Here is a 25,226-nt window from a genome sequence, read left to right on the forward strand (position 1 = left end):
CCCGTTCCAGAGCGTCACGGATCTCCTGGCCGCCGACCATCTCCGGCGACTGCTCGATCGCTTCGACGATCGCGACGACGGCGGTCGCCGCCAGCGCCTCGCCGAAGCCTTCCAGTCGCAAGCCGCGCTCGGCGAACAGCGCTCCGAGCCGCGCCAGGCGCTCCCCCGGGTCGTACGGGTTCGCGACGGCCATCACGTGCAGGCCGTCGGCCGACGACCCGGCGGCATCGACGAACGCGCGTGCCGATCCCGTTCCCCACCCACTGCTCAGCCTCCAGCCCGACCTGCTGGGCGGCGTGCGTGAACGCGGCACCCAGCTTCGCGCTCGACAGCTGGAGCAGGACGGCGTCCGGCGCGGCGTTGCGCAGCTGGGTGGCCTGGGAGGCGACGTCGGTGACGGTGAGCGGTGCGCTCGCCTCGCCTGCGATGGTGACGGTTGGCTGCGCGAGCACGTTGCGGACGTAGTCGGCGGTGTCCTTCCCGTAGGCGTCCTGCTGGAAGAACAGTCCCAGGCGGGAGTGGGCACCGGCCGCGCCGTCGAACATGGCCTTGGTCGTCTCGAGGTCGCTGACCTGGGAGCGGAACACCCACGGGAAGAACGAGTTCGCCGGGTCTGTGACCTGGATCGTCCCGTTCGGCGCCAGCATCGGGATCTTGTTGCGCTCGGCGACCGGGGCGGCCGCGAGGGTGCAGGAACCAGTGGTTCCGCCGATGATCGCGACGACCTGCTCGCGCCGGATCAAATCCGATGCGCCGCGCGCGCACCGGGTCGTGTTGCCCGCGGTGTCATACACCGAGAGCTCGAGCTGCCGGCCGCGGACGCCGCCTTCTCTGTTGATCTCGTCGGCGAGGATCTGGGCCCCGTCCCGCTCGGGTACACCGAACGACGCGGCGGGCCCGGAAAGCTCGAGCAGCAGGCCGATCCGCAGTGGGCCCTCGGCGCTGGCCGAGCCCGGCCCGACGCCGGTCCCGCAGCCGGTGAGGCCGATCGCGGCGATCAGAGCAGCCACGAGTGCAGGGACGAGTGCGGGGGCCGGGCCGAACCGCCGCCCGGGGACGATCGACCTCATGACCCGACCTCGTCCCCGGCGTCCCCGAGGACACCCGCCGCGGCGAGCCGGTCGATCTCGTCGGCGGCGAACTCGAACCGCCGCAGGACCGGCCGTGTGTGCTCCCCGAGCCTGCCCACCCCGTGCCGGACGGTCGCGGGGGAACGGGACAGCGTCACGGGGTGGGCGATCGTGCGCGCGGGCGGTTGCTGCGAGACGGGCACGGTGAGCACCGTCTCGTTGTGCCGCACCTGCGTGTGCTCGAGCGCCTCGGCCAGCGTGAGGGCCGGCGCGCAGAGCACGTCCACCGAGCCGAGCCGCTCGATGCAGTCCGCCGTGGGCCGCTTGCCGAACTCGGGCTCCAGGATCGCGTTCAGCTCCTGCTTGCCTGCCGCCATCGCCTCCGGCGTCGGATACGCCGCGCCGGCCGAGTCGTCGATCTCGAGAACCCGGCAGATGCGCGTGAACACGTCGTCCCGGTAGAACCCGAGCACCGTGATCCAGCCGTCGGCCGTGGCGAAGACGGCGTTCGGGAACCAGTCGGCCACCCAGTTGGTTTCAACGCCGTACATCAACTGCGACGTGGCTTCCAGCGTCTGCATCCCCATCGCGACTTCCAGCAGCGAGATGCTGACCTTCTGGCCCTGTCCGGAGCGTTGCCGCTCCATCAGCGCCAGCAAGATCCCCTGCGCCAACGACATCCCGCTCGCGTAGTCCACGAACGGGGTCGGGCACAGGTGCGGCCGGCCCCCCGGCCCTCCCGAGTGCACCGCGATGCCACTGAGCGACTGGGCCACCATGTCCTGCCCACCCATCGTGGCGAGCGGGCCGGTCTCCCCGAAACCCGACGCGGCCGCGTAGACCAGACCCGGGTGGATCTCGCGCAGCTCCTCGTAGCCAAGGGCGAGGCGTTCCATGACTCCCGGCCGGAAGTTGTGGATGAGGACGTCGACCCGGGGGACGATCCGGTGCAGGACGCCGCGCGCGGCCGGGTGCTTCAGGTCAAGGCAGATGCACCGCTTGTTCCTGTTGAGCGCAGTGAAGTAGCTGCTCACGAGGCCGTTCGCGGTGGCGTGCCGGTCCTGCCCGCGGATGGCGTCGCCCCGACCCGGGCGCTCCACCTTGATCACGTCCGCACCGAAGTCGGCGAGTGCCTGTGCGGCCAGCGGGGCCTGCATGACCTCGCTGATCTCCAGCACGGTGATGCCGTCGAGCGCGGCCACGGTCATTCGCCCCCGGCCCGCGCGTAGAGCGACTTCGCGATGAGCAACCGCTGGATCTGGTTGGTGCCCTCGTAGATCTGCGTGATCTTGGCGTCGCGCATCATGCGCTCCACCGGGAAGTCGCTCAGGTAGCCGTATCCGCCGTGCAGCTGCACCGCGTCGGTGGTGACGGCCATCGCCGTGTCCGTGCACAACAGCTTCGCCATGGCCGCCTCCGCCCGCGCGTGCGCACCGCCGCGCATGATCGTCCGGACCGTGTGGTAGAGCAGCGCCCGCGACGACTCCACCCGGACCGCCATGTCCGCGACCATGCCGCGCACCAGCTGGAAGCGGGACACCTTCTGGCCGAACGCGTCGCGCTCGGCGGTGTACCGGATCGACTCGTCGAGGCCACCCTGCGCGATGCCGAGGGCCTGGGCGGCGATGATGGGGCGGCTGTAGACGAGCGAGCCCATGATGTAGTCGTAGCCCCGGCCCGGGTCCCCCACCACGCGCCAGCCCGGGATCCGGCAACTCTCCAGCAGCACGTCGGCGGTCGGGCTCCCCCGGTGGCCCATCTTCTTCTCCGGCCGTCCGAAGGAGACACCCGGGTCGTCCCGGTGGACCATGAACACCGCGTAGCCCTTCTCCCCCGTCCTGGCCAGTACCGCGTACCAGTCCGACCAACCGGCGTTGGTGATGAAGCACTTGCGGCCGTCGAGCATCCAGCCGTCGCCGTCCGGCTGAGCCCGCGTGCTCAGGCTGGCCAGGTCCGAACCCGAATGCGGTTCCGTGAGGCTGAAGGACACCCCGCTGACGCCGGACGCGGCGCCCGGAACGATCTCTTGGAGCAGCTCCGGCGCGCCGTGCGCGAGGGCGGCGTGCAGGCCCACCCAGGACCCGAGGAGCGTGAGCGCCGAGGTGGAACAGACGCGAGCGATCTCCTCGATGCAGATCACCTGCGCCATCAGGTCGGCGCCCTGGCCGCCGTACTCCTCCGGGAAGGGCAGCCCCGTCAGGCTGGCCGAACGCATCGCGTCCCAGGACGCCTGCGGGAACATCCCGGTGGCGTCGGTCTCCGCGGCGTGCGGGGCGATCTTCTCCACGGCGATCTCGCGGACCTGCGCGCGGAACTCCGCAAGCTCGTCGTCTTCGGTTGCCAGTGCTGTGGTGTGCGAGTTCATGGGGGCTCCTCTTCGAAGCTCAGAAGGGGGTGGCGGGGGCACTCAGATGGGGGGCCAGGTCAGCCCCTGCACGGCTCGGGGTTCGTCCGGCAGGGCCGCAGCGATCTGGTCGGCGTCCAGCCCGAGCTCGCCCAGCACCGCCTCGGTCTGGTCCGCCGGCTCGGCCGGCGCCGCCACCCCGGGCGTCCGCGACAGCAGCGGTACCGGCGGCCCTTCCGGGAACGCGAGCGCGCCGTGCCGAGCGCGGATCTGCGGGTGGCCGTGCACCTCGTCCGGCGCCAGCACCGCCGTCACGCAGGCGTCGGTGCCCTCCAAGTGCTCGGCCCACTCGTCCCGCGTCCGTTCCAGGAACTTCTGGCTCAGCACCTTCTCGATCTGCGGCCAGGCGGACGGCGACATGTGCTGCGGGCAGTCGCCGAGGCCGAGCCCGTCCCACAGCGCGCGGAAGAATGCGTCCTCCAACGCTCCCACCGCGACGTACCGGCCGTCGGCGCACTCGTAGCAGCGGTAGAAGGGCGCCTCACCGCCGAGCAGGCCGCGCCCCCGGTCCGGCAGGGTCGGCTGCCCCCACACGGAGTAGTGCTGGACCATCATCGCGACGACGCCGTCGACCATCGCGGCGTCGACGTGCTGGCCCCGTCCGGAGCGTTCCCGCTCCAGCAACGCCGAGACGATCCCGAACGCCGCCAGCATCCCGCCACCCCCGTAGTCGGCGAGCAGGTTGAGCGGGGGCAACGGCGGTCTGTCGACCGGCCCCACCGCCCCCAGCAGGCCGGACAGCGCCAGGTAGTTGATGTCGTGACCGGCGGTCGTCGCCAGCGGGCCGTCCTGCCCGTAGCCGGTGAGCGAGCAGTACACCAGGCGCGGGTTCACCGCGGACAGCTCCGCGTATCCGGCACCGAGCCGGTCGGCCACCCCCGGGCGGAAGCCTTCGAGCAGGACGTCCGCCTCGGACACCAGCCGGCGCAGCGCGGCCCGACCGCCGTCCCGCTTCAGATCCAGGCTGATGAACCTCTTGCCCCGGCTGAGCGCGGTCAGCGGCAGCCCCGACCGGCCGCCGCCCACGACGATCACCTCTGCGCCGAGGTCGGCCAGCATCATGGAGCACAACGGGCCGGGGGCCAGCCGGCTCATATCGATCACCCGGATGCCGTGCAGGGCGCCGGCGGGCGGTGGTGTCACGATCGCTCCCCGTCCTTCGAGAGGTAGGCGGCGGCGATCACGTCGCGCCGCAGTTCGTCGCGGGTCCCCTCGGCGACCAGCTCGCCTCCGACGATCACCACGAACCGGTCGGCCATCGCGGCCGCGAACGCGTGGTTCTGCTCGGCGATCAGCAGTCCGATGCCGCGCCCACGGAGCAGTGCGAACAGCCGGGTGAGGTCCCGCAAGATCGTGGGGGCGAGCCCCTGGGACGGTTCGTCCAGCGCGAGCAGCTTCGGCCGCCCCGCCAGCGCCATCCCGATGGCGAGCATCTGTTGCTCGCCTCCGCTCAACGCGGAGGCGGGTTGCGACAACCGGGACCGCAGGCTGGGGAACAGGTCCAGGACCTCGGCGTAGACCGTGTCGCGCTCGTTCCGCGGGGCCAGTCGCGCACCGAGGAGGAGGTTCTCCCGCACCGTGAGCGAGCCGAAGCAGTTCCCCCGCCCCTCCGGGACGAGGGCCAGACCCGCGGCAGCACGCCGGTGAGCGGGCAGCGCCTCGATCCGGTGACCACCGACCCGGATGGCCCCGCCACCGCGCACCTGGCCGCCGAGCGCGCCCAGCAGGCTGCTCTTCCCTGCGCCGTTGGGGCCGAGCACGGTGACGACCTCGCGCTCCGCGACGGTGAGGCTGATGTTCCGGCAGACCTCGATCCGCCCGTACCGCGCGGACACGCCCTCGCACGTCAGCGCCGGTTCCATCGTGGCGCTGGCAGCGCGGATGCGCGCGGCGCTCTCGTCAGCGGTCGTCATGTCGTCTCCAGTGCGCTGTCCTCGTCGGTCACGCCCAGGTAGACGTCGACCACCCGCGGGTCCTCGGCGACGACGCCGGGCGCGCCCTCGGCCAGGACCGCGCCGCGCTCCAGCACCACCACGTGCTCGCTCACGTCCTGGACGAGGACGAAGTTGTGCTCGACGAGCAGCACGCCGACTCCCTCCCCGGCCACCCGGCGGATCTCGCTGACCAGCAGCTGCTGCTCGTCGGTGGTCAGGCCGGCCGCCGGTTCGTCCAGCAGCAGGTACTTCGGGCGCATCGCCATCGCCCGGGCCACGTCGACGATCCGGACGAGCCCCATCGGCAGCTCCGAGAGCCGGTGGCCGGCGTGACCCTCGAGACCGAACCGCTCCAGCAGCTCGTCGACCTCGGTGGCGAGACGGCGTTCCTCCCGCTGCACCCGGGGTGTCCGGATCAGCGCGGCCAGCAGCCCGGACCGGGTCGAGGGCAGGAACCCGCACAGCACGGTCTCCCGCACCGTCGCCTCCACGTCGACGCGGGGAGTTTGGAAGGTGCGGGCGAGGCCGAGGCGGGCGCGCCCGTCGGCGGCCACCCGGGTGACGTCGCGCCCGTCCACAAGAACGCTGCCCGCAGTCGGAGAGACGAACCCCGAGATCGTGTTGAACAGCGTGGTCTTCCCGGAACCGTTGGGGCCGATCACCGCGCAGACCCGGCCGCGGTCGACCGCCAGGTCGACCTCCTTCAGCGCGGTGACCCCGCCGAACTGCACGGTGGCACTCCTGACGTCGATCACCCGCCGGCCCCCTTCCTGGTCGGCGCAGCGACCAGCGGCCGCGTCTCGTCCCGCACCGGGGCGGCTGGGCCCTGCTCCCCGCGCCCGTTGCGGCGACGGGAGCGAAGCGGCCAACCCATCCCCAGCAGGCCCTTCGGCAGGACGAGGAGGGCGAGGATGAGGACGGCGCCGTAGAACAGGCCCTTGGCCTCCTCAGCCGGGAGGAACTGGTCGGCGACGGTGAGCAGTGCTGCGCCCACCACCGGCCCCAGCACCGTTGCGGCCCCGCCGATCACCGCCATGAGCAGCACCGAGATGGACAGGTTGGTGTCCAGCGACTCGGGCCCGACGTAGGTGATGTAGTGGGCGTACAGCCAGCCCGCGAGGCCGGTGACGGCGGCGGACAGGGCGAACAGCGAGCCCAGCGTGTGCGGCACGTTCACCCCGTCGGCGGCGGCCCGGATCCGGTCGTGCCGGATCGTGCGCAGGGCTCGCCCCCGTGCCGACGCCCGCAGGTTCGAGTACAGCGCGACCACGACGACGACACAGGCCCAGCCGAGGTAGTGGAACGAGACGAAGGTGGGCGCGATCGAGACCTCCGGTGCCCCGGACAGCCCGATGTACCCCCCGGTGAGGTCGCCGCCCTGCCGGACCGCCGTGTAGAAGATCTCCCCGAACGCGAACGTCGCGATGGAGAGCGAGAGCGCCGCGAGCCGGGTGACCACGCGGGCGAGCGGGTAGGCGACGGCGGCCGGTACCACGATCGCCAGCAGCAGACCCAGGTACGGCGAGAGGTCCCACCTGATGGTGACGATGCTGGTGGCGTAGGCGCCCATCGCCGCGAAGGCGGCCTGGGCGATCGACAGGATCCCGGCCTGTCCCCAACTCAGGCCGACCGACAGTGCGATCAGTGCGTAGATCGCGATGGTCACCGAGGTGTCGGTCGCCACGGCGGACAGCGGCACGACGGTGCTCGCCAGCGCCACGGCGACCAGCAGGACCAGCGCCGGTCGCTGCCGGTGGAGCAGGTCGGTCATGGCCGCACCTCCGCCGCGGACAGCCGGCCGAGGCGCCCGGAGGCGAGCATGGCCAGGATGAACAGCAGCGGGATCGCCGCGGACCATCCGCCCGAGATGTAGCCACCGGCGAGTGCCTCCACGACGCCGATCGCGATCCCGCCGGCGAACGCCCGCATCGGACGCATCCCGAAGACCAGCGCCGAGCCGATGGCCAGCAGTCCGAGCTGCAGCACGCTCGTGTAGTCCATGCCGGTCGTGTAGAGGACGAGGACGCCGGCCGCCGCCGCCATCAGGCCCCCGGAGACGAAGGTGAGGAACTGGACCCGGCGCACCGGAATTCCGGCGAGCCCAGCACCCACCGCGTTGACCGCGCTCGCGCGCATCGCGCGTCCCAGCGACGTCCGGTACAGCAGCAGGAGCAGCCCGACGAGCATGCCGACCGCCAACCCCAGGTTGATCGCGCCCTGCGGGCTCACCCGGATCGTCCCGACCTGCCAGAACTCCGTGAACGCACGCGCGACGAACGGGTCGGAGCCCATGCTCCACAGCACCACCGAGGCGAGCGCGATGCTGAACCCGAACGTCGCGAGGACCACCGTGACCGGGTCCGGCGCACCGGCGCGGGCGAGGATCACGAAGAGCGTGCCGACGGTCGCGGCGGCGAGCACGCCGGCGCCGAGTCCGACAAGCACACCGGTGACGCCGCCGACGACGGAGGCCAGCGCGCCGGAGAGCACGGCGTACCCGCCGACGGCGAGGTCCACCGTGTCGGTGGTTGTGTAGACCAGCGTGAGCGGAATGGCCAACAGGCCGTAGGTCACCCCGACCAGGACCCCGTGGATGAGGAATTCGACGAATGTCGACACCGTTGTCTCCTTCTCCGGCCGGCGTCAGCCGGGCAGCCCGAGGGGCTTGCGGAGCGCGTCGCAGGCGAGCAGGAAGAAGCCCTGCCCGAACGGGGTCACACCGAACGGGACCCCGGGGCCACCGGGCGGCACCGAGACGCCGCGGACCGCTCCGTCCTCGCTCACCTCACCGCTCACGACGCGGACGGCGCGCACCGCGGCGTCGATCAGCTCGGGGTCGACCAGTCCCTGCTCCACCGCCTTCGCCGCGGCGTAGGCGAACATCACGCTGCCCGACGACTCCAGCGGCGAGTCCGGGTCGTCGAGGATGTTGCGGAGGTACCCGGTGCGGTCCTGGTGACGCGCCATCGCGCTCAGGGTGCGGACCGCCGCATCCGCCAGCCACCGGCTCTTCTCGTGGTCCGGGCACAGCTCCAGCAGCTGCACGGCTGCGGCCACCAGCCATCCGTTGCCGCGGGACCAGAAGGTGGACTGGGGGAACGAGTTCGGTGTCTCGCGCCAGGCGTGCCGCGCGAGGTGCGCCTGCGGGTCGACCAGGTGCTGGACATGCACGTCGAACTGGTGGAACGCCTCGTCGACGTAGGCGGTGTCCCCGGTCACCGTGCCGAAGCGGGCGAGGAAGGGGCACATCATGTAGACGAAGTCCACCCAGAGCTCAGGGCCGTCCTTGTGCGACCAGATGCCGCCGTCGCTGGTGCGCGGTGCCCGCATCAGCGCTGCGACCTGGCGTTCGGCAGCCTCGAGGTAGCGGGCGTCGCCGGTCCGCTGGTGCAGCTCCAGCAGCGGGTACCCGAAGCTCGAGCTGAGCGGGCCGTGCGGGGTCGCGCGCCCCACGTGGCTGCCCGCAGGGAAGTACTCGGGTTCGCTGAACGACAGGTTGCCCTGCGAGTTCTGGGTGGCGACGGCCCGATCGAGCCAGCCCTTGACGACGGCGACCTCCTGGTCGTCCCCGCAGGCCAGTACACCGCTCATCGCCGACGCGCGCTGCCAGTCGTCACGCTGCCGGTCGATCGTGATCGTGTACGTGAGGACCCGCTTGACCACGCTCTCGAGGTTCTGTTCGCTCACCTGTCAGCCCTTTCGTGCATCGATGATGACTTTCAGTTCGAGTCCGGACCCGAGTCGTTCGAAGGCCGCCGCGGCATCGCCGAGCGGCACCGTGGACGTGATCAACACGTGGGGATCGATGCATCCGGATGCCAGCGCCACGACCGCCGCATCGATGTCGGGACGCTCGTAGGTCCGCGTGCCGACCACATCCAGCTCGCGGAAGGCGACGTCCTGCAGATCGAACGGGGTACTGCCCGGGTAGATCCCGACGACCACCAGGGTCCCGCCCGTCGCCACCGCCCCCGTGACCCCAGGCGACACGGCGGGGTGTCCCGTGCAGTCGAACACCACCGGGGCCTGCGGGGGCCGCGCCGGCACCTCGAACCCGAGCTGCCGCGCCGCCTCCGCCCGATGTTCGATCGGCTCGCTGAACGTGATCGCCGAGCACCCGGTCGCCTGGGCCAGCAGGCCGACGAGCAGGCCGATCGGCCCGGCGCCCACGACGTGCACGGCGTCCTCGGGGCGCACCCCGCTCCGGCGGAGCGCGCGGGAGGCCACCGCCGTCGGCTCGATCAACGCAGCCGTGTGCAGGTCCAGACCGGGAGGCAGTGCTACCAACCCTCCTTCGGGAGCCGCCAATTGCGTCGCCAACCCGCCGGGAACGTCAATGCCCAGGAGCCCCAGCCGATCGCAGATATGGCTCAGGTCCGTGCGGCACGGGACGCACTCCCCGCAGGAGAGGGAGGGGTTGACGAACACCGGGGTCCCGGCCGCGATGCCGCCGGTCTCGGCCGCGGTCCAGCCGACGATCTCGTGGCCGAGCACGACACCCGGCTTCGCACGCGGATGCAGGCCCTGCCAGATGTGCAGGTCCGTTCCGCAGATGCCCGCGTAGGCGACGTCCACCACGGCCCAGCCCGGAGACGCCGCGGGGGCCGGTTTCTCGGCGACCGAGACCACGCCCGCGCCGCCCCATTGCACTGCCCGCATCGATGTGCCCTCCTGATCGGGACCGCTCACCGGGTAAGCCAGCCCCCGTCCACCGCGACGACGGCACCCGACACGTAGTCCGAGGCCGCCGAGGCGAGGAACACCGCCGCTCCCACCAGGTCGTCCGGCGTGCCCCACCGGCCGGCCGGGATCCGCCCCCGCACCTCCCGCTCGCGATCGGTGTCCGCGCGCAGTGCCGCCGTCGTCGCCGTGCTGATGTAGCCGGGCGCGATCGCATTGACCTGCACGCCCCGACCTGCCCATTCGTTGGCCAACGAGCGGGTCAGTCCGAGAATCGCGTGCTTGCTCGCGGCGTACGCCGGCACGTGCCATCCACCTTGGAAACTCAGCATCGAAGCAATATTGATGATCTTTCCCTGGCCGCGATCCAGCATCGGCCCGCCGACCGCCTTCGCGAGGCGGAAAGCGGCAGTGGCGTTGACCTCCAGCACCGCATCCCAATCGCCATCCGGAAACCGCTCACTGGGCGCGCGCCGCATAACCCCGGCATTATTGACGAGGATGTCCACCGCCCGGTTCGCCAGCAGTTCCGATATCGCTCGGTCGGTGGCGGCACGATCAGCGAGGTCCGTCACGAGTTCAACGGCCTGCACTCCGTGCTCGCGCACCCGGCCGGCGATCGCGGCGAGGTTGGCCGAATCCGAGCCGAGCACGACGTCGGCCCCGGCGGCCGCGAGGCCGGCGGCGATCGCGGACCCGATGCCGCTCCCGGCTCCGGTCACGAGGGCCCGGCGCCCGCGCAGCGAGAACATCGGGAGGGGCTTCGGAGCGACCGCCCGGGCCGTCTCGTAGATCCGGCGCGCCGCGATCCTAGTCACGAGAGAAGACCACCGGCGCGAGCTTCAAGCCCTCCCGCCTGCAGAAGTCCTCGTACAACGCCAGCTTGGTCTCCGGCGTCTCCGTCCGCAGGACGCGGTCGTCGTCATCGAGGTACTCGATCGGCCCGTGGATGTTGAACAATGTGATCATCTCGTCGGCGCCGTCCGTGACGAGGGTGTGCACGTCCCCGCGGCCTTCGAAGACGAAGTCCCCGGCGTGAGCCACCCAGTCGTGCTCGAGGTACCGCCAGCTCCCCTTGATCACCCAGGCCTCCACGGCACCGAGGTGACGATGCCGCGAGATCCGCCCGGACTTCGTCACCTTGAGCAGGTTCACCCATGTCGAGCTGCTAGGCGACAGGCGCACGGGCTTGAACCAGATGTTCTCGCCCTGCGGGACCCACGGAATCTGTTCCGTCTGCACCAGCAGGTCGGTGACCGAACGGGTTTCCACGGTCGACATCGGATTGACCACCTCGCATTGTTGGACCTTGTGTGCGAACGACGCTACTGAGCGCGGATGCGAATCACCAGAACGTGCCGCGGATAGTGGATATCCGCTGTGGGGATATTCAGCAGCTCCCGATCTGGGCCGGCACTGCCGCCGTTGCCTCGGGAGGCGGCGCAGACCGGATGGACTCGATGAGAACACGCGCCGCCGGTTGCAGATCGCGGCGATCGTCCCAGAAGAGCGCGACCTGACGCATGCAGAGGGCATCGCGGATCGGCACGGCGGCGATGCCCTGCAGCTTGGAGATCGACATTGCGAGCGCGTTGGTCACGCCCACGCCGAAGCCGGCCCGCGTCAGTGCCACCAGGGTCTGCGGCTCGTTGGTCTGCAGGACGATGTCGGGATCCAGGCCTGCGCGCCGGAACGCCTCCTGGGTCTCGAACTGCTGGTTCCCCTCCGTGGTGCTGCCGATCGTGATGATCCGATGTGCAGCGACCTCGGCGAGGCCCACCCGGTCCCGCCCACTCAACGGGTGTCCCTGTGCCGGTACGACCGCCACAAGGGGCTCCTCCCACAGCACGTGGGACGACAGCGGTTCGACGGGGGCCGGGAGGACCGGACGGAGCGCGAGTTCGACCTTGCCCTCGCGCAGCGCCCGCCCCAGCAGCGTCGTCGGCGCTTCCAGTAGCGAGACCGTGACGTCCGGGTGCTTCCGGGTGAACTCGCGCAGGAGCCGAGGCACGAACGCTGCGCCGACACTCGGGTAGAAACCCAGGCTGACGCTGCCGCGCAGGAGGTCGAGGACCGCGGCGACCTCGAGTCCGCCTGCTTCGAGGTGCCGGAGCACCGCGCGCGCGTGCGTCAGGAAGGCGGCGCCCGCCGCCGTGAGTTTCACCGGACGCTCGTGCCGGTCGATCACGGTGGCTCCGAGCCGTCGCTCGAGCTCGGCGACGTGCGTGCTCACCCGCGGCTGCGACCGGTAGGTGGCGTTCGCCGCGGCGGCGAAGCCGCCGTTGTCGACGACCGCGACGAAACTCGTGAGCCATTCCAGCCTCATGCCACCGACCGTCCGCCCTCGCCCCGGCCGGCGGCCGGAATGGTGGCTGCCATGGTTGCGCTCCTCACTGAGCGTTCGAATCTGGCGCAGTCGACTTCCGCCGACCCGGTGACGCTCACCATGCGAGCAGCAGATCTGCACACGCAAGGCGCAGATCTCCACGGCCCTGTGCACAATCGCACGCGTGGTGTCTGCTGACGATCTCCGGTACTTCCTCGCCGTCGCGAGGCGCGGTCGGTTGACGCTGGCCGCTGCCCAGCTGGGCGTGGACCACACCACCGTGGGCCGCCGGGTCGTCGCCCTCGAGCGCGCGCTCGGACAGCGGCTGTTCGACCGCGCAGCGCACGGCTGGCAGCTCACGGAGAGCGGGCACCGGCTGCTCGGTCCGGCAGAGCTGGTCGCCACCGCAGTCGCATCCGCCGAAGAGCTCCTGGGGGGACGGGGCCAGTCGCTGACCGGCGCGGTCCGCATCGTGTGCCCCGACGGCTTCGGGGCCTTCCTCCTCGCCCCTGCACTCGGTGCGCTGCAACGGGACCATCCTGCATTGACCGTGGAGCTCATCACCGCCAGCCCGCACGTCGCGCACACGCTGCAGGAGTTCGACCTGGCGGTGATCCAACGCGTACCCAGCTCGCGCAGGGTGGTCCGGCAGCACCTCACGGACTTCTACCTGCGCCTCTACGCCACCCCCGACTACCTGAGCAGCCACCCGAGGGTGCGCTCGGCCGCGGACCTCGCCGACCACGTCGTCATCTGGCACATCGACGACATGCTGGACGTGCCGCCACTGAGCGCACTGCACGCGCTGTTGCCGTCGCAGATCGCCATTCAGTCCACCAACCTCGTCGCGCACTGGCAGGCCGCCGCGGCGGGTGTGGGCATCGCACCCCTACCCCAGTACATCGCCGCACACGACCCGCGCCTGGTCCCGGTGCTCCCCGAGCTCCAGTTCCGCGGCACCTACTGGCTCGCGCTGCGCCGCGAGCACGCGCGGCTCACCCGGGTCCGAGCGGTGGAGGTGCTGATGCAGGAGATCGTCGCCGCTCGTCAGGACGATCTCCTTGGTCCGATCCGCGGTCCACTGCCGCCGCGCTGAACCCGCCTCCGGCCGGGCCTGGAGCGGCCGCCACCGACCCTTGACTCAGACGCAGCGGCTCCTTACAGTTCGCTGCGCAATCGGTTGCGCTATCGATTGCGTAACCGTCCGAAGTTGCAGGACGCGTCCTCAACACCCACCCCCCACTCGCACTGGCGCGGCGCAGGGAGGAAACCCACATGCCCCTCAGGACACGGGTGTTCGCAACCGGAGCTCTCGCCACCGCACTGCTGGCCGTTGCCGCGTGCGGAGGACAGGGCCCGGCCGGCGGCGGCACCGCAGAGCTGACGTTCGCCTACGAGGGCCCGCTCGGCACGGGGCACGAGCTCGCCGCCGAGATCTTCGAGGACAGCCTCGACGAGGTGTCGAACGGCGCCTTCGAGCTGCAGATGTTCCCGGCTGCGCAGCTCGGCGGCGAACCGGCGCTGCTGGAGTCCGTCCGCAGCGGAGACATCGACTTCGTCCTCTCCTCGACGGCGAACGCCGCGGCGATCGCTCCCGAGTCGGGCGTGCTCTCGCTGCACTACCTCTTCGACGGACCGGACGACGTGATCGCGACCGTCGGCAGCCCCGAGGTCAACGAGGCGTACCAGGCCATGGCCGCGGAGCGCGTCCAGGGCGCGCGGCCGCTGACGCTCTTCACCCTCGACCTGCGCAACATGTACGGCGACTCCCCGGTGCGCTCCGTGCAGGACCTCCAGGGCAGCGCGGTCCGGGTCCAGGCCACCGCCACGGAGGACACCATCTTCAGCGCGTACGGGGCGCAGCCGGTGCACATGGCGTTCCCCGAGCTCTACACCGCGCTGCAGACGGGCACCGTCGACGCGGCCGAGAACGCCGTGACCTACTACGGGCTCAACCGGCACTACGAGGTGGCGCCGGTCATGTCGATGACGGAGCACGCCGGCAACGTGCAGGTCCTCTGGGTCTCGCAGCGCACGTGGGACGGGTTCACGCCCGAACAGCAGACCGCGGTCACGGAGGCGGCCATGCGGGTGCGCGACGAGCAGCCGCGGGCGGCCTTCGAGCTCCAGCAGGAGCTCCAGACGGAGTACCGCGAGCTCGGCGTGCAGTTCGTCGAGGACGTCGACAAGGAGAGCTTCCGCCAGCGCTCGGTCCCCCTCCAGGACCAGGTGGCCGAGGGCCTCGGCCCGCACGCCGTCACCATCCTCGACGCGGTCCGCTCGGTGACGCGCAATGGCTGACGCACGGCGCGGCGACGTGTTCGACCTGGACGGCGCCGTCGCAGTCGTCACCGGCGCGGCCCGCGGCATCGGGTTCGCGGCGTCCCGCGCCATGGCCCGGCGGGGAGCGGTCGTCGTGATGTTCGACCTGCTCGCCGCCGAGCTCGAGGACGCTGCCACCGCGATCCGCGCCGACGGCAGCGAGGTCGTCGCGGTCGCCGGCAGCGTCACCGACGAGGCCGACCTCGACCGGCTCGTCGAGGAGGCCACCGACCGCGGACCCGTCTCCGTGGTCGCGAACTGCGCCGGCGTCATCCGCCGCGCCCCGATCGACGAGCTGACGCTCGCGGACCTGCAGGTCATGTGGGACGTGAACGTCGGCGGCACCGTCGGCGTCACCCAGCGGTTCCTGCCCACGATGATCGAGCAGCGCTACGGCAAGGTCATCAACGTCGGGTCGCTCGGCTCGGTCACCGGCCTGGAGCGGCGCACGGCCTACGCCACGACGAAGGGCGCGGTGTCCCAGTACACCGTCAGCCTGGCCTCGGAGGTCGGCGTCCACGGGATCCGCGCGAACGTCGTCGCCCCGGGTTACGTCGACACGGCGATGACCGGCCCCTACATCTGGGGCGAGCCGGCCAGGACCGAGGAGCTGCTCGGGCGGATCCCGCTCGGACGCTTCGCGAAGCCCGAGGACCTCGAAGGGCTGTTCGTGTTCCTCGCCAGCCCTGCCTCCGACTACATCACCGGCCAGGTGCTCGTCATCGACGGCGGATGGCGGGCCCGGTGACCGGCGCGGAAGGAACCCCGGCGACGACACCGTCGGTCGACGTCTCGTCGCACGGCCCGGTCGCGGTCGTCCGGGTCTCGAACCCGCCGTTGAACCTGCTCACCTCGCAGCTGCGCGGCGATCTGCACAGGATCGCCGACGCCATCCGCGACGACCGGTCGGTGCGCGCGGTGGTGCTCACCGGCGCCGGCGAGCGCGCGTTCTCGGTGGGGTCGGACATCCGCGAGTTCCCCGTCGACGCGGCCGCGGGCCGGCGCCGCGCGCAGCACGAGCACGCCTGCTACGACGCGATCGCCGGCCTCCCCCAGCCCGTCGTGGCGGCCCTGACCGGCCACGTGCTCGGCGGCGGGCTCGAGCTGGCCCTCGCGTGCGACCTGCGGGTGGCCGACGCCGGCGCCCGGCTCGGCCTCCCCGAGGTCAAGCTGGGTGTGTTCCCCTCGGGCGGCGGAACCTCCCGGCTCCCCCGCCTCATCGCCCCGTCCCAGGCCAAACGCCTGATGCTCCTCGGCGAGACCGTCGACGCCGAGCGGGCGGCAGCGCTCGGGCTCGTCGACGAGGTCGCGCCGGCCGGCACCGCCGAGGACGTCGCCCTGCAGCTGGCCGGGCGGATCGCGCAGCTGCCCGCCATGGCGGTCCAGGCGATCAAACGGGCCGTGGACCACGGGCTCGCCCACGGCGCCCGCGCCGGGCAGGAGCTGGAGGCGGAGCTCATCGCCGGGCTGTTCGGCACCGCGGACGCGCAGGAGGGGGTCCGCGCCTTCCTCGACTCCCGCCCACCCCGGTTCGCGCACCGATGACCCCACGAGACCCCGACGCGGAAGGACCCCACCGGTGAACCAGGACTGGTCCGACTACCTGGCGGCAGCCCGACGCGAAGAGCGACGGACCCGCCGGCACCCCGATCGGCACTACCCCCACTGCAGCGAGAAGGGCGCATGGGAGCTGCTCGACGCCTCGGCGGTCAGTTCGTGGGACGGCGCGAGCTACGAACACGGCAACTGGACCGCCGGATTCTGGTTCGGGACGATGTGGCTCGCGGCTCGCGGGCTGCAGGACGACGCGCCCGCCGACCGCGCCCGGGCCAAGCTGATCGACCTGCGCGAGCGCGCGTGCGACCACACCACGCACGACCTCGGGTTCCTCTTCCACCCCAGCCTCGCCCTCGGCTACCAGTGCGGCTTCCTGGACGAGAAGGACGTCGCACCCGCCCTCGACGCCGCGCGGATGACGGTGCGACGGTTCAACGAGCCCGGCCGCTACATCCAGGCCTTCGGTCCGGTCGGCGAGCTGCGCGGGGCCGGGACCAGCACCATCGACACGCTGATGAACCTGCCGCTGCTGTGGTGGGCCCACGACCTGACGGGGGACCCCCGCCTCCTCGAGGTCGCCCGGCAGCACGCCCGCACCTCGGCCCGCCTGCTCGTGCGGCCCGACGGCTCGACCGTGCACCTCATGGATCTCGACCCGGTCTCCGGCGCTTTCCTGGCCGAGTCGACGCTGCAGGGCGCGTCGCCGGCCTCCGCGTGGTCGCGCGGCTCCGGCTGGGCGATCGGCGGGCTGGCCTGGGCCTACGCGGCCTGCGGCGAGCCGGAGCTGCTGGCCGCCGCGGAGCGTGCCGCCGCCTACTACGAGCGGATGAGCCCGCTCGACGCCGTTCCCCCGTGGGACTTCGCCGACCGCTCGGCCGAGGCGCCTCCGGACGCGAGCGCGGGCGCCGCCGTCGCCCTCGGGTACCTGATCCTCGGCACCCACCACCCGGACCCGGCGGCCCGCGACCGGTTCGACACCTCCGCACGGCAGCTGCTCGCCACCCTCACCCGATCCGCCCTGAACCGGCAGGACGACGTCGACGGCGTGCTGCTGCACTCGTGCTACTCGGTGCCGCACGGCCGGGGCGTCGACGGCGCCACGGCGTGGGGCGACTTCTACTACGCCTTGGCGATGGCCGTGGCGCACGGGGCGCTGCCCCTGGCCACGGTGCTCGGAGGGCGGGCCGACCGGTGCACCGCACCCGCCGACGCAGCAGGGCGGGGGTGACACAGGTGGCTACCGTCGCGGAGTTCCTCGCCGGCAACAGCCTGATCTCCCAGGAGGAGCGCCACCTCAAGGTGCGCGCGCTCGACGCGGTCGAGCTCGTCCTCCTGTGCGTGTGCGGGCTGCTCCTGTTCACGTTCACCTGCACCGTCCTGCTCGACGTGCTCACCCGCACGCTCGGCGCACCGTGGTTGTGGCTGCAGGAGGCCACGCTCATCGCCTTCGTGTGGGGCCTGTTCCTCGGCGCCGCCGTGGCCCTGCGCCGCAACGAGCACATCTACCTCACGTCCGTCACGACCTCGATGGCCGGACGCCGCAGGCTCGCCATGGAGACGTTCAACAGCCTGGTGATGATCGGCATCACGGTGACCGTGGCCGTCACCGGGTTCCGCGTCTTCCAGCAGGGTTTCGGCAACCTGCTCCCGGTCACCGGGCTGCCGCTGGCGTACCTCACGGGGGCCGTCCCGGTCTTCGCCGTCCTGTCCGCGGTCTTCGCCGTCGAGCGACTCGTGAAGGGCTGGCGCACGGGCTTCGAAGGCGCCACCCACGATCCCCGCGAGCAGGCGCTGCGCGCCGCCGAACTCGACGGGCCGGTCTCATGAGCAACGACGTGGTCATCCTCGTGATGCTGGGGCTCTTCCTCGGCCTGTCCTTCCTCGGCACGCCCGTCGCGTTCGCGCTGATCGGGGCGGTCCTCGTCGGCACCGCGCTGTCCGGGGCGGGCTTCGAGGCCGTCGTCTCGCAGCTGTTCAACGGCGTCAACAGCGTCCCGCTCCTGGCGCTGCCCTTCTTCCTGCTCGTGGCCGAGCTGATGCACTCCACGGACGTCACGACGAAGATCATCCGGTTCGTGCAGTCCCTGGTGGGCCACATCCGCAGCAGCCTCGCCCAGGTGGACTCCCTGTTCAGCATCCTGTTCGCCGGGGTGTCGGGCTCCTCGACCGCCGACGTCGCCGCCAACGCGAAGGTCCTCCTGCCTGCCATGCGCAAGGAGGGCTACGACATGGCGAGCGCGGCGGCGCTGATCGCTGCCTCGTCGACGATCGCCAACATGATCCCGCCGAGCATCCTCGCGGTCGTCTACGGCGCGGCGGGCGGTGTGTCCATCGCCGGCCTGTTCCTCGGTGGCGCCGTTCCCGGGCTCATGATCGGTGCCGGCCTGATGCTCTACGCCTACTTCTTCGTGCACGCGGGCGAGCCCCGGCCACGGGCGTCGTTCCGTGAGATCGCGGGTGCGGCGAAGGGCAGCGCGCTGCCGATGATGATCCCGCTGATCATCATGGGCGGCATCCTGGGCGGGGCCTTCACCCCCACCGAGGCCGGCATGATCGCCGCCGTCTTCGTGATCATCGTGCTGGTCCCGCTGACCGCGCGCAACCACCTCCCCCGGCTCCCGCGGGACTTCGTCAACGCCGCCGTCCTCTACGCGCTCCCGCTCATCGCGGTCGCCGCAGCGTCCGCGTTCGCCTGGCTGTTCACCTACCTCGGCGGTGCCGAGGCCGTGTCCGACGTCGTGCTCGCTGTCGCGGGCGAGGAGGCGGTCGGCATCCTGCTCACGGTCGTGGTGATGCTCGTCGTCATCGGGCAGTTCGTCGACGCCATCCCCGCGATCATCGTGCTGATGCCGATCATCGCGACGCTGCAGGAACAGGGCGACGTCAACCCGATCCACATGGGCGTGGTCGTCATCGTCACACTCGCACTGGGCCTGATCACCCCGCCCTACGGCCTCTCGCTGCTGCTGTCCACGTACTTCGCGAAGGTCAGCTTCTACTCCGGGGTGCGGCGATCGGTGCCGCTGTACGGCATCTTCTTCGGCGTCATCGCACTGCTGGTGTTCTTCCCGGAGATCTCGCTGTGGCTGCCGCGCCTGCTCACCCCGCAGGCCGCGGGCTGCTTCCCCGCACCGGGCGGCGATGGCTTCATCTGCCCTTGACGTCGACGACAGGGAGCGAACGGTAGTGAGGAACACATGAAGCTGAGCGGAGTCATCCCGGCGTGCATCCTGCCGATGCACCCCGACGGGAGCATCGACGAGACGGCCTACGCCGCCCACCTGGAGCAGCTCGTCTCCACGCCCGGCGTCCGCGGGCTGACCTGCAACGGGCACGCGGCGGAGGTCTCGACCCTGAGCCGGGAGGAGCGGCGGCGGGCCGTGGACATCGCCGTCGCGACGGTGGCCGGGCGGGTGCCCGTCATCTGCGGCATCCACGCCCGCGACCACCGCGAGGCGGCGGCGTACGCGGGCGACGCCCGCGCAGCGGGGGCCGACGCGCTGCTGGTGCTCCCCCCGGACTCGCTCGCGCACGACGCCGATCCGGCGGCAGCGCTGCGCCACTTCGAGCACGTCGCGAGCACGGTCCCGCTGCCGCTGGTCGCCTTCGTCTACCCCGACTTCACGGGGATGCAGTACGGCGCGCAGCTGCTGGAGCGGATCTGCACCCTCGACGCCGTGGTGGCGATCAAGGAGTGGAGCCTGGACATCCGCGTGTACGAGCGCAACCTCGGGATCGCGCGGTCGGCGGGCCACGAGGTCACCATGCTGAGCAGCTTCAGCACGAACCTGCTGCCGACGCTGGCGCTCGGCGCGGACGGCATCCTGTCCGGTCACGGCAGCGTGGTCGCCGGGCTGCAGGCGCAGCTGTACGAGAGGGTCGCCGCAGGTGACCTCGCCGGCGCGCGGGAGGTCTACGGTCCGCTCCAGACGCTCACCGCAGTGGTCTACCGGGACCCGATGCCCAACATGTACGCGCGCATGAAGGAGCAGCTCGTCATGCTCGGCGCCGAGCTCACGCCCACCGTGCGGGCGCCGCTGGTCCCGGTCACCGAGGCCGAACGTGCCGACCTGCGGCGCGCGCTCTCCGAAGCCGGTCTGCTCCCGGCCGGTGCCCGGTCGTGACCGATCCCGCACCGGACGCCCCCGCGAAGGGCGCCAAGGCGGTCGCGCAGCGGGCCGGGGTGTCGGTCACCACCGTCTCCCGGGTGCTGCGCGGTCAGGACGTCGCGATCTCCGAGGCCACGAAGCAGCGCGTGCTGGCGGCGGCGAAGGACCTGCGGTATCGCCCGAACTCGCTCGCCGTGGCGCTGCGCAAGGGCCACACGCGGGCGATCGGCCTGCTGGTGCCCGACATCGCCGATGCCTACTTCCACCAGCTCGCCCGCGGTCTGGAGGACGCGGCGCAGGAGGCCGGCTACACCGTCGTGCTGTGCAACACCGACCGCCAGCCGGCGAAGGAACGCTCCTACGTCGAGCTGCTGGCCGACCAGCAGGTGGAGGCGATCGTGTTTGCCGGCGGCGGGATCGACGAGGACGCCCACCTCACCGACTTCCCCTGGCACGGCATCCACGTCGTCGCGATCGGCCCGCACCGCCTGGACTGCCCGTCGGTCCGCGTCGACGACGCCGGCACGATCGAGCTGGCCGTCGACCACCTCGTCGAGCAGGGCAGCACCCGGATCCTGTGCCTCGCCGGGCGGCCCACCTGGCTCATCAACAAGGAGCGCCTGCGCGGGTACCGGCAGGCCGTCGAGCGGCACGGGCTGGCGCTCGACCCGCGGCTCGTGCGGACGGGTGACTTCTCGGTCGAGGCCGGCTACTCCTCGGCCCGGGCCGCCCTCGGCGAGGGCGTGGAGTTCGACGGGGTGATGGCCTTCAACGACTACACCGCGATCGGGGCGGTGCAGGCGGTGACCGAGCACGGGCGGCGGGTGCCCGAGGACGTGGTGGTGGTCGGCTGCGACGACATCCCCATCTCGTCGCTGGTCTCGCCGCGGCTGACCTCCGTCAGCTTCCCCCAGTACGAGTTCGGGCGCGCGGCGATGGAGGTCATCCTCGAGATGGCGACCGGAGAGGTCGCCGCGCCCGTCCGGCAGTTCGCCTACCACCTCGAGGTGCGGGAGAGCAGCCGGCGTCCCTGAGGCCGGGCGTCCCGCCCCACCGTCATTTCACGTCGCCCGACGGGTGACGTCTGCCCAGCTACGGAGAAAAAGGAGCACAACGTGCAGCAGCCGACCGTCGGAATGGAAACGACCTTCAGCAAGACCGTCGGAGAGGCCGACGTCTACGGCTTCGCCGGGATCAGCGGCGACCTCAGCCCCAACCACGTCGACGAGCAGTACATGAGCGGCACCCGGTACGGGAAGCGCATCGCACACGGCGTGCTGTCGATCGCCTTCATGTCGACGTGCTCGTCGAAGCTCATCGAGAGCCTGGGCAACCCCCCGACCGTCTCCTACGGCTACGACCGGGTGCGCTTCATCAAGCCGGTGTTCATCGGCGACACCCTGACCGTGCGCTACACCGTCGCCGACGTCGACGAGCAGGAGCAGCGGTGCACGTCCGACGTCAAGGTGTTCAACCAGGACGGGGAGCTCGTCTCCGCCGCCACCCACATCCTGAAGCGGGTCTGACGTGGCATCGTCGGTGTTCCTGACCGAGGACCAGCGCAGCGCGCGCGACCTCGCCAGGCGGTTCGCCACCGAGCGCGTCGCGGCGCGGGCCGCCGAGATCGACCGGGACGACGCCTTCCCGTGGGACCTCTACGGCGAGATGGCCGAGATCGGCCTGCTCGGCATCACCCTGCCCGAGGAGTTCGGCGGCGCGGCCATGGACGAGGTCTCGATGTGCCTCGTGCTCGAGGAGCTCGCCGCGGCCTCGGGCACAGTGGCCAACGCGGTGCTGCTGGCGAAGCTGCAGAGCGAGCTGATCACGCGCGCCGGCGACGACGAGCAGCGTCGCAGGCTCGTGCCCGCGATCGCCGCGGGCAGGCGCATCTGCCTCATCGCGGTGACCGAGCCGAACGCCGGCACCGACGTGAGCGGGATCGGGACGGGGGCCGAGCGCGACGGCGACGGCTGGGTGATCAGCGGGACGAAGGCCTTCATGACCGCGGGCGCGGTCGGCGACGTGGCGGTCGTGCTCGCCAGGACCGACCCCGCGGCGGGCAAGCGCGGCTTCACCACCTTCCTCGTGGAGAAGAGCCCCGACGGCGACCCCTCCCGGGGGTTCGTCGTCGGGCACAAGGACGAGCTGATGGGGATGCGGGGCCTCGCCACCGCCGGCATCGTCCTCGACGGGACGCGCGTCCCGGAGTCCGCCGTGCTGGGCGTCCCCGGGGAAGGCCTCCCCAGCGTGCTGCGCTCGTTCAGCAACGGGCGGATCGTCATCGCGTCCCTCGCGCTCGGCCTCGCGACCGGGGCGATGCAGGCCTCCCTCGCGTACGCGCAGGAGCGGGAGGCCTTCGGGCGGCCGATCGGCGACCAGCAGGCCGTGCAGATGATGCTGGCGGACATGGCGACCGAGACCGGGGCCGCCCGCCTGCTCGTCCACCACGCCGCCCGGCTCAAGGACCAGGGCCTGCCCTTCGCCGCCGAGGCGTCGATGGCCAAGCTCTTCGCCTCCGACGTCGCCGTCCGCACCGCGAGCAACGCCGTCCAGGTGCACGGGGGGTTCGGCTACACGAAGGAGTCCACGGTCGAGCGGATCTACCGCGACTCCAAGCTGACCCAGATCTACGAGGGCACCAACCAGATCCAGCGCGTCATCATCGCGCGCGACGCCCTCGGGGCCCGCCGACCCAGCCCTGCCGCCGACCGACCGACCGTCAGCTCCTGAGGAGGACCAGTGGACCAGTCCCTGAAGCTGCTCGAGGGCGTGCGCATCATCGCCTTCACGCAGTTCCTGCTCGGGCCGGCAGCGGTGCAGTACCTCGCCGACATGGGCGCCGACGTCGTCAAGATCGAACCGCCTGCCGGACCGTACGAGCGGCGGTGGGCGGGCGCGGACGCCTACGTCAACGGGGTCAGCAGCTTCTTCATGCTGGCCCACCGCAACGTGCGCAGCGTCAGCCTCGACCTGAAGCGGCCGGAAGGGCTCGAGGTGGCCCGCGAGCTCTGCCGGAATGCCGACGTGGTCGTGTCGAACTTCCGACCGCGGGTCATGGAGAAGCTCGGGCTCGACCACCCGGAGCTGAGCCGGTTGAAGCCGGACCTGGTGTACGCCTGCGCCTCCGGCTACGGGTCGGACAGCCCGTACCGGGACCTGCCGGGGCAGGACCTGCTGCTGCAGGCCACCACCGGCCTCGCCGCGGCGACCGGCCGCAGCGACGGGCCGCCCGTCGCCGCGGGATCCGCGATCGTCGACCAGCACGGCGCCTCGCTGCTCGCCATGGGCATCCTCGCCGCGCTGCACCACCGCAGCGCGACCGGAGAGGGCCAGCGGGTGGAGGTGACGATGGTGCAGGCCGCTCTCGACCTGCAGCTCGAGCCGTACACCTACCACCTCAACGGCGGAACGGTGGAGCGCCCGTCGACGGACCTCGCGTCGTCGTTCCACCAGGCCCCCTACGGCTTCTACGAGGTCGAGGACGGGTACGTGGCGCTGTCGGTGTCGCCGGTCGGCGCCGTCAGCCAGGCACTCGGCGACCCCCAGGAGCTCGCGGACCACCTGGACCCGCAGGTCGCGCTCACGAAACGCAACGAGATCCACAGCGCGCTCGCCCCCCTGCTCCGCTCCTTCCGCCGGGCCGAGCTGCTCGACCTGCTGCGCGCGCACGGCGTCTGGTGCGCCCCGGTCAACGACTACGACGAGGTGGACCACGACCCGCTCGTGACCCACCTGGACCCCGTCGAGGAGATCGACCACCCGGAGGCCGGGACGGTGCGGCTGCTGAAGCACCCCATCCGATACAGCTCCGGAGCGGCCGGAACCCGCCAGGTGCCGCCGGGTCACGGCGAGCACACCGACGAGGTGCTCGGCCAGGCCGGCTACTCCCGCGAGCAGGTCGACGCTCTGCGGAAGGTCGGTGCGGTCACGTGAGCCGCGGTCGGACGGAGGTGCCGGCGGTCGACTGGGGCGAGGCCCGCGCGCAGATGCTCGCCCGGGTCGACGACATGCTCGGGTCGGAGCTCCCCGGCTTCCCGCACTGGGCCGACCCCACGACGGGTGAGTGGTTCTGCACCGAGGACGGCGACTGGACCGGCGGCGCGTGGCCCGGGATGCTCTGGTCTGCTGCGGCGCAGACCGGGGACGACCGCTACCGGGACGCGGCCCGCGCCTGGTGCGCGCGCACGTCGGAACGGGCTGACCGGACCACGGCTTTCAAGGGCTTCGGCTTCTTTCGCAGCGTGGCGCTCGGCCCGCAGGCCGAGGAGTCGCATGCTGTCGGTTCCGCGGCGGCGAGCATCGACTCCCTGCAGGCCACCCCGCTCCTGCTGTGGGCTCACGGGGTGACCGGCGAAGCGCGGTACGCGGACATCGCCAGGGCGCACACCCAGCGGGTGCTCGACCTCCACATGCGCGAGGACGGGTCGGTGGTCCGGTCCAGCGAGCTCGACCCCGCCACCGGCGCCCGCCCTGACCCCGGACGTGAACGCGGGCGCCGGTGAGCGACCGGACGACCTGCTCCCCAGGACCGTCGCGCGGGCGGCGCTCGCCATCGGGCTCGCCGCCCACGACGTGTGGCTCGACGACGAGTCGGCGGCAATGTCCGATCTGCTTGACGCGAGCATGCACGCACTCGGCCTTCACTTTGAGGTCTGACGTGTGAACTCGAGCGCCGGACAGACACCTGCAGACGAGGCCGCGCCGGTGCATGCCCGCCGAGTACTTCACGAGTAGCCATGGTTCACACAGCAGCTCGGTGAAGGTGTCGATGTAGTGCTGCGACCGCGGCCTGGTCGAAACCCCGTCCATCGTCCACTGCGGGTC

Annotated in this window: 27 protein-coding genes; 14 read left to right on the forward strand and 13 right to left on the reverse strand. The window is 71.6% G+C overall.

Features of this window, described 5'->3' with window-relative positions; genetic code table 11:
• Positions 1-14 precede the first annotated feature (14 nt).
• The 13 genes from FB558_RS00380 to FB558_RS00440 form a co-directional block, all read right to left on the reverse strand.
• Positions 15-1,070, reverse strand: coding sequence for an ABC transporter substrate-binding protein (locus FB558_RS00380; protein ID WP_142047044.1), 1,056 nt, complete (start codon positions 1,068-1,070; stop codon positions 15-17).
• Entirely contained in the window at positions 1,067-2,272 is a 1,206-nt protein-coding gene (locus FB558_RS00385) for a CaiB/BaiF CoA transferase family protein (protein ID WP_246106177.1), read from the reverse strand. Before FB558_RS00385 ends, FB558_RS00380 begins: the two co-directional genes overlap by 4 nt.
• A gap of 2 nt (positions 2,273-2,274) precedes the next feature.
• Complete coding sequence (locus FB558_RS00390; RefSeq protein ID WP_142047048.1) at positions 2,275-3,435, reverse strand: acyl-CoA dehydrogenase family protein; 1,161 nt, start codon at positions 3,433-3,435, stop codon at positions 2,275-2,277.
• Between the two features lie 42 nt (positions 3,436-3,477).
• Positions 3,478-4,617, reverse strand: coding sequence for a CaiB/BaiF CoA transferase family protein (locus tag FB558_RS00395; RefSeq protein WP_246106178.1), 1,140 nt, complete (start codon positions 4,615-4,617; stop codon positions 3,478-3,480).
• Positions 4,614-5,387: an ABC transporter ATP-binding protein gene (locus FB558_RS00400; RefSeq protein ID WP_211365917.1), complete on the reverse strand. Its 774-nt coding sequence runs from the start codon at positions 5,385-5,387 to the stop codon at positions 4,614-4,616. Before FB558_RS00400 ends, FB558_RS00395 begins: the two co-directional genes overlap by 4 nt.
• Complete coding sequence (locus FB558_RS00405; protein ID WP_142047050.1) at positions 5,384-6,163, reverse strand: ABC transporter ATP-binding protein; 780 nt, start codon at positions 6,161-6,163, stop codon at positions 5,384-5,386. The genes FB558_RS00400 and FB558_RS00405 overlap by 4 nt, the downstream gene beginning before the upstream one ends.
• Entirely contained in the window at positions 6,160-7,179 is a 1,020-nt protein-coding gene (locus tag FB558_RS00410) for a branched-chain amino acid ABC transporter permease (RefSeq protein WP_142047052.1), read from the reverse strand. The genes FB558_RS00405 and FB558_RS00410 overlap by 4 nt, the downstream gene beginning before the upstream one ends.
• Positions 7,176-8,027, reverse strand: a complete 852-nt coding sequence (locus FB558_RS00415; RefSeq protein ID WP_142047054.1) for a branched-chain amino acid ABC transporter permease — start codon at positions 8,025-8,027, stop codon at positions 7,176-7,178. Before FB558_RS00415 ends, FB558_RS00410 begins: the two co-directional genes overlap by 4 nt.
• A gap of 24 nt (positions 8,028-8,051) precedes the next feature.
• Positions 8,052-9,095 carry a glycoside hydrolase family 88 protein gene (locus FB558_RS00420; protein WP_211365920.1) on the reverse strand — a complete coding sequence of 348 codons (1,044 nt, stop codon included), beginning with the start codon at positions 9,093-9,095 and terminating at the stop codon, positions 8,052-8,054.
• A 3-nt stretch (positions 9,096-9,098) separates the two neighbouring features.
• On the reverse strand, positions 9,099-10,097 hold the full coding sequence (locus FB558_RS00425; protein WP_142047057.1) for a zinc-dependent alcohol dehydrogenase: 999 nt from the start codon (positions 10,095-10,097) through the stop codon (positions 9,099-9,101).
• Entirely contained in the window at positions 10,094-10,906 is an 813-nt protein-coding gene (locus FB558_RS00430) for an SDR family oxidoreductase (protein WP_246106179.1), read from the reverse strand. Before FB558_RS00430 ends, FB558_RS00425 begins: the two co-directional genes overlap by 4 nt.
• The gene (locus FB558_RS43005) at positions 10,899-11,369 is read right to left on the reverse strand and encodes a 2,4'-dihydroxyacetophenone dioxygenase family protein (protein ID WP_158228303.1); all 471 of its coding nucleotides are present in this window, start codon (positions 11,367-11,369) and stop codon (positions 10,899-10,901) included. The genes FB558_RS00430 and FB558_RS43005 overlap by 8 nt, the downstream gene beginning before the upstream one ends.
• 109 nt (positions 11,370-11,478) lie before the next feature.
• Complete coding sequence (locus FB558_RS00440) at positions 11,479-12,576, reverse strand: LysR family transcriptional regulator (RefSeq protein WP_142047059.1); 1,098 nt, start codon at positions 12,574-12,576, stop codon at positions 11,479-11,481.
• Between the two features lie 22 nt (positions 12,577-12,598).
• On the opposite strand from FB558_RS00440, the gene FB558_RS00445 reads away from it, so the two are divergent.
• The 14 genes from FB558_RS00445 to FB558_RS43015 all read left to right on the forward strand — a co-directional run bounded on the left by FB558_RS00445 (position 12,599) and on the right by FB558_RS43015 (position 25,058).
• Positions 12,599-13,510 (forward strand): LysR family transcriptional regulator, encoded by a 912-nt coding sequence (locus FB558_RS00445; protein ID WP_142047061.1) that lies wholly within the window; start codon positions 12,599-12,601, stop codon positions 13,508-13,510.
• 179 nt (positions 13,511-13,689) lie between these two features.
• The gene (locus FB558_RS00450; protein WP_142047063.1) at positions 13,690-14,715 is read left to right on the forward strand and encodes a TRAP transporter substrate-binding protein; all 1,026 of its coding nucleotides are present in this window, start codon (positions 13,690-13,692) and stop codon (positions 14,713-14,715) included.
• Complete coding sequence (locus tag FB558_RS00455) at positions 14,708-15,484, forward strand: SDR family NAD(P)-dependent oxidoreductase (RefSeq protein ID WP_142047065.1); 777 nt, start codon at positions 14,708-14,710, stop codon at positions 15,482-15,484. Before FB558_RS00450 ends, FB558_RS00455 begins: the two co-directional genes overlap by 8 nt.
• Entirely contained in the window at positions 15,469-16,281 is an 813-nt protein-coding gene (locus FB558_RS00460) for an enoyl-CoA hydratase/isomerase family protein (protein ID WP_142047067.1), read from the forward strand. Before FB558_RS00455 ends, FB558_RS00460 begins: the two co-directional genes overlap by 16 nt.
• A 34-nt stretch (positions 16,282-16,315) precedes the next feature.
• Positions 16,316-17,521, forward strand: a complete 1,206-nt coding sequence (locus FB558_RS00465; RefSeq protein WP_142047069.1) for a glycoside hydrolase family protein — start codon at positions 16,316-16,318, stop codon at positions 17,519-17,521.
• Positions 17,522-17,526: 5 nt separating this feature from the next.
• Positions 17,527-18,120, forward strand: coding sequence for a TRAP transporter small permease (locus FB558_RS43010; protein WP_170231134.1), 594 nt, complete (start codon positions 17,527-17,529; stop codon positions 18,118-18,120).
• Positions 18,117-19,454: a TRAP transporter large permease gene (locus FB558_RS00475; RefSeq protein ID WP_211365922.1), complete on the forward strand. Its 1,338-nt coding sequence runs from the start codon at positions 18,117-18,119 to the stop codon at positions 19,452-19,454. The genes FB558_RS43010 and FB558_RS00475 overlap by 4 nt, the downstream gene beginning before the upstream one ends.
• A gap of 36 nt (positions 19,455-19,490) precedes the next feature.
• Positions 19,491-20,417, forward strand: coding sequence for a dihydrodipicolinate synthase family protein (locus FB558_RS00480; protein WP_142047072.1), 927 nt, complete (start codon positions 19,491-19,493; stop codon positions 20,415-20,417).
• Positions 20,414-21,436: a LacI family DNA-binding transcriptional regulator gene (locus tag FB558_RS00485; RefSeq protein WP_142047074.1), complete on the forward strand. Its 1,023-nt coding sequence runs from the start codon at positions 20,414-20,416 to the stop codon at positions 21,434-21,436. The genes FB558_RS00480 and FB558_RS00485 overlap by 4 nt, the downstream gene beginning before the upstream one ends.
• A gap of 81 nt (positions 21,437-21,517) precedes the next feature.
• Positions 21,518-21,928, forward strand: coding sequence for a MaoC family dehydratase (locus tag FB558_RS00490; protein WP_233159929.1), 411 nt, complete (start codon positions 21,518-21,520; stop codon positions 21,926-21,928).
• Between the two features lies 1 nt (position 21,929).
• Positions 21,930-23,132 carry an acyl-CoA dehydrogenase family protein gene (locus FB558_RS00495; RefSeq protein WP_142047076.1) on the forward strand — a complete coding sequence of 401 codons (1,203 nt, stop codon included), beginning with the start codon at positions 21,930-21,932 and terminating at the stop codon, positions 23,130-23,132.
• A gap of 9 nt (positions 23,133-23,141) precedes the next feature.
• A complete protein-coding gene (locus tag FB558_RS00500; protein ID WP_246106180.1) occupies positions 23,142-24,335 on the forward strand; it encodes a CaiB/BaiF CoA transferase family protein in 1,194 nt (397 codons plus the stop codon).
• The gene (locus tag FB558_RS00505; protein ID WP_142047078.1) at positions 24,332-24,904 is read left to right on the forward strand and encodes a glycoside hydrolase family 88 protein; all 573 of its coding nucleotides are present in this window, start codon (positions 24,332-24,334) and stop codon (positions 24,902-24,904) included. The genes FB558_RS00500 and FB558_RS00505 overlap by 4 nt, the downstream gene beginning before the upstream one ends.
• On the forward strand, positions 24,885-25,058 hold the full coding sequence (locus tag FB558_RS43015; RefSeq protein ID WP_170231135.1) for an acyl-CoA-like ligand-binding transcription factor: 174 nt from the start codon (positions 24,885-24,887) through the stop codon (positions 25,056-25,058). The genes FB558_RS00505 and FB558_RS43015 overlap by 20 nt, the downstream gene beginning before the upstream one ends.
• Positions 25,059-25,226: the final 168 nt, after the last annotated feature.

The organism is Pseudonocardia kunmingensis (assembly GCF_006716445.1).
GTDB classification, from domain to species: Bacteria; Actinomycetota; Actinomycetes; order Mycobacteriales; family Pseudonocardiaceae; genus Pseudonocardia; species Pseudonocardia kunmingensis.

Bases quoted from the DNA above. Each gene is read 5' to 3' on its own strand.
- FB558_RS00380 (WP_142047044.1), bottom strand. From the start codon at position 1,070: ATGAGGTCGATCGTCCCCGGGCGGCGGTTCGGCCCGGCCCCCGCACTC.
- FB558_RS00390 (WP_142047048.1), bottom strand. From the start codon at position 3,435: ATGAACTCGCACACCACAGCACTGGCAACCGAAGACGACGAGCTTGCG.
- FB558_RS00400 (WP_211365917.1), bottom strand. From the start codon at position 5,387: ATGACGACCGCTGACGAGAGCGCCGCGCGCATCCGCGCTGCCAGCGCC.
- FB558_RS00410 (WP_142047052.1), bottom strand. From the start codon at position 7,179: ATGACCGACCTGCTCCACCGGCAGCGACCGGCGCTGGTCCTGCTGGTC.
- FB558_RS43005 (WP_158228303.1), bottom strand. From the start codon at position 11,369: ATGTCGACCGTGGAAACCCGTTCGGTCACCGACCTGCTGGTGCAGACG.
- FB558_RS00450 (WP_142047063.1), top strand. From the start codon at position 13,690: ATGCCCCTCAGGACACGGGTGTTCGCAACCGGAGCTCTCGCCACCGCA.
- FB558_RS00455 (WP_142047065.1), top strand. From the start codon at position 14,708: ATGGCTGACGCACGGCGCGGCGACGTGTTCGACCTGGACGGCGCCGTC.
- FB558_RS00460 (WP_142047067.1), top strand. From the start codon at position 15,469: ATGGCGGGCCCGGTGACCGGCGCGGAAGGAACCCCGGCGACGACACCG.
- FB558_RS00475 (WP_211365922.1), top strand. From the start codon at position 18,117: ATGAGCAACGACGTGGTCATCCTCGTGATGCTGGGGCTCTTCCTCGGC.
- FB558_RS00480 (WP_142047072.1), top strand. From the start codon at position 19,491: ATGAAGCTGAGCGGAGTCATCCCGGCGTGCATCCTGCCGATGCACCCC.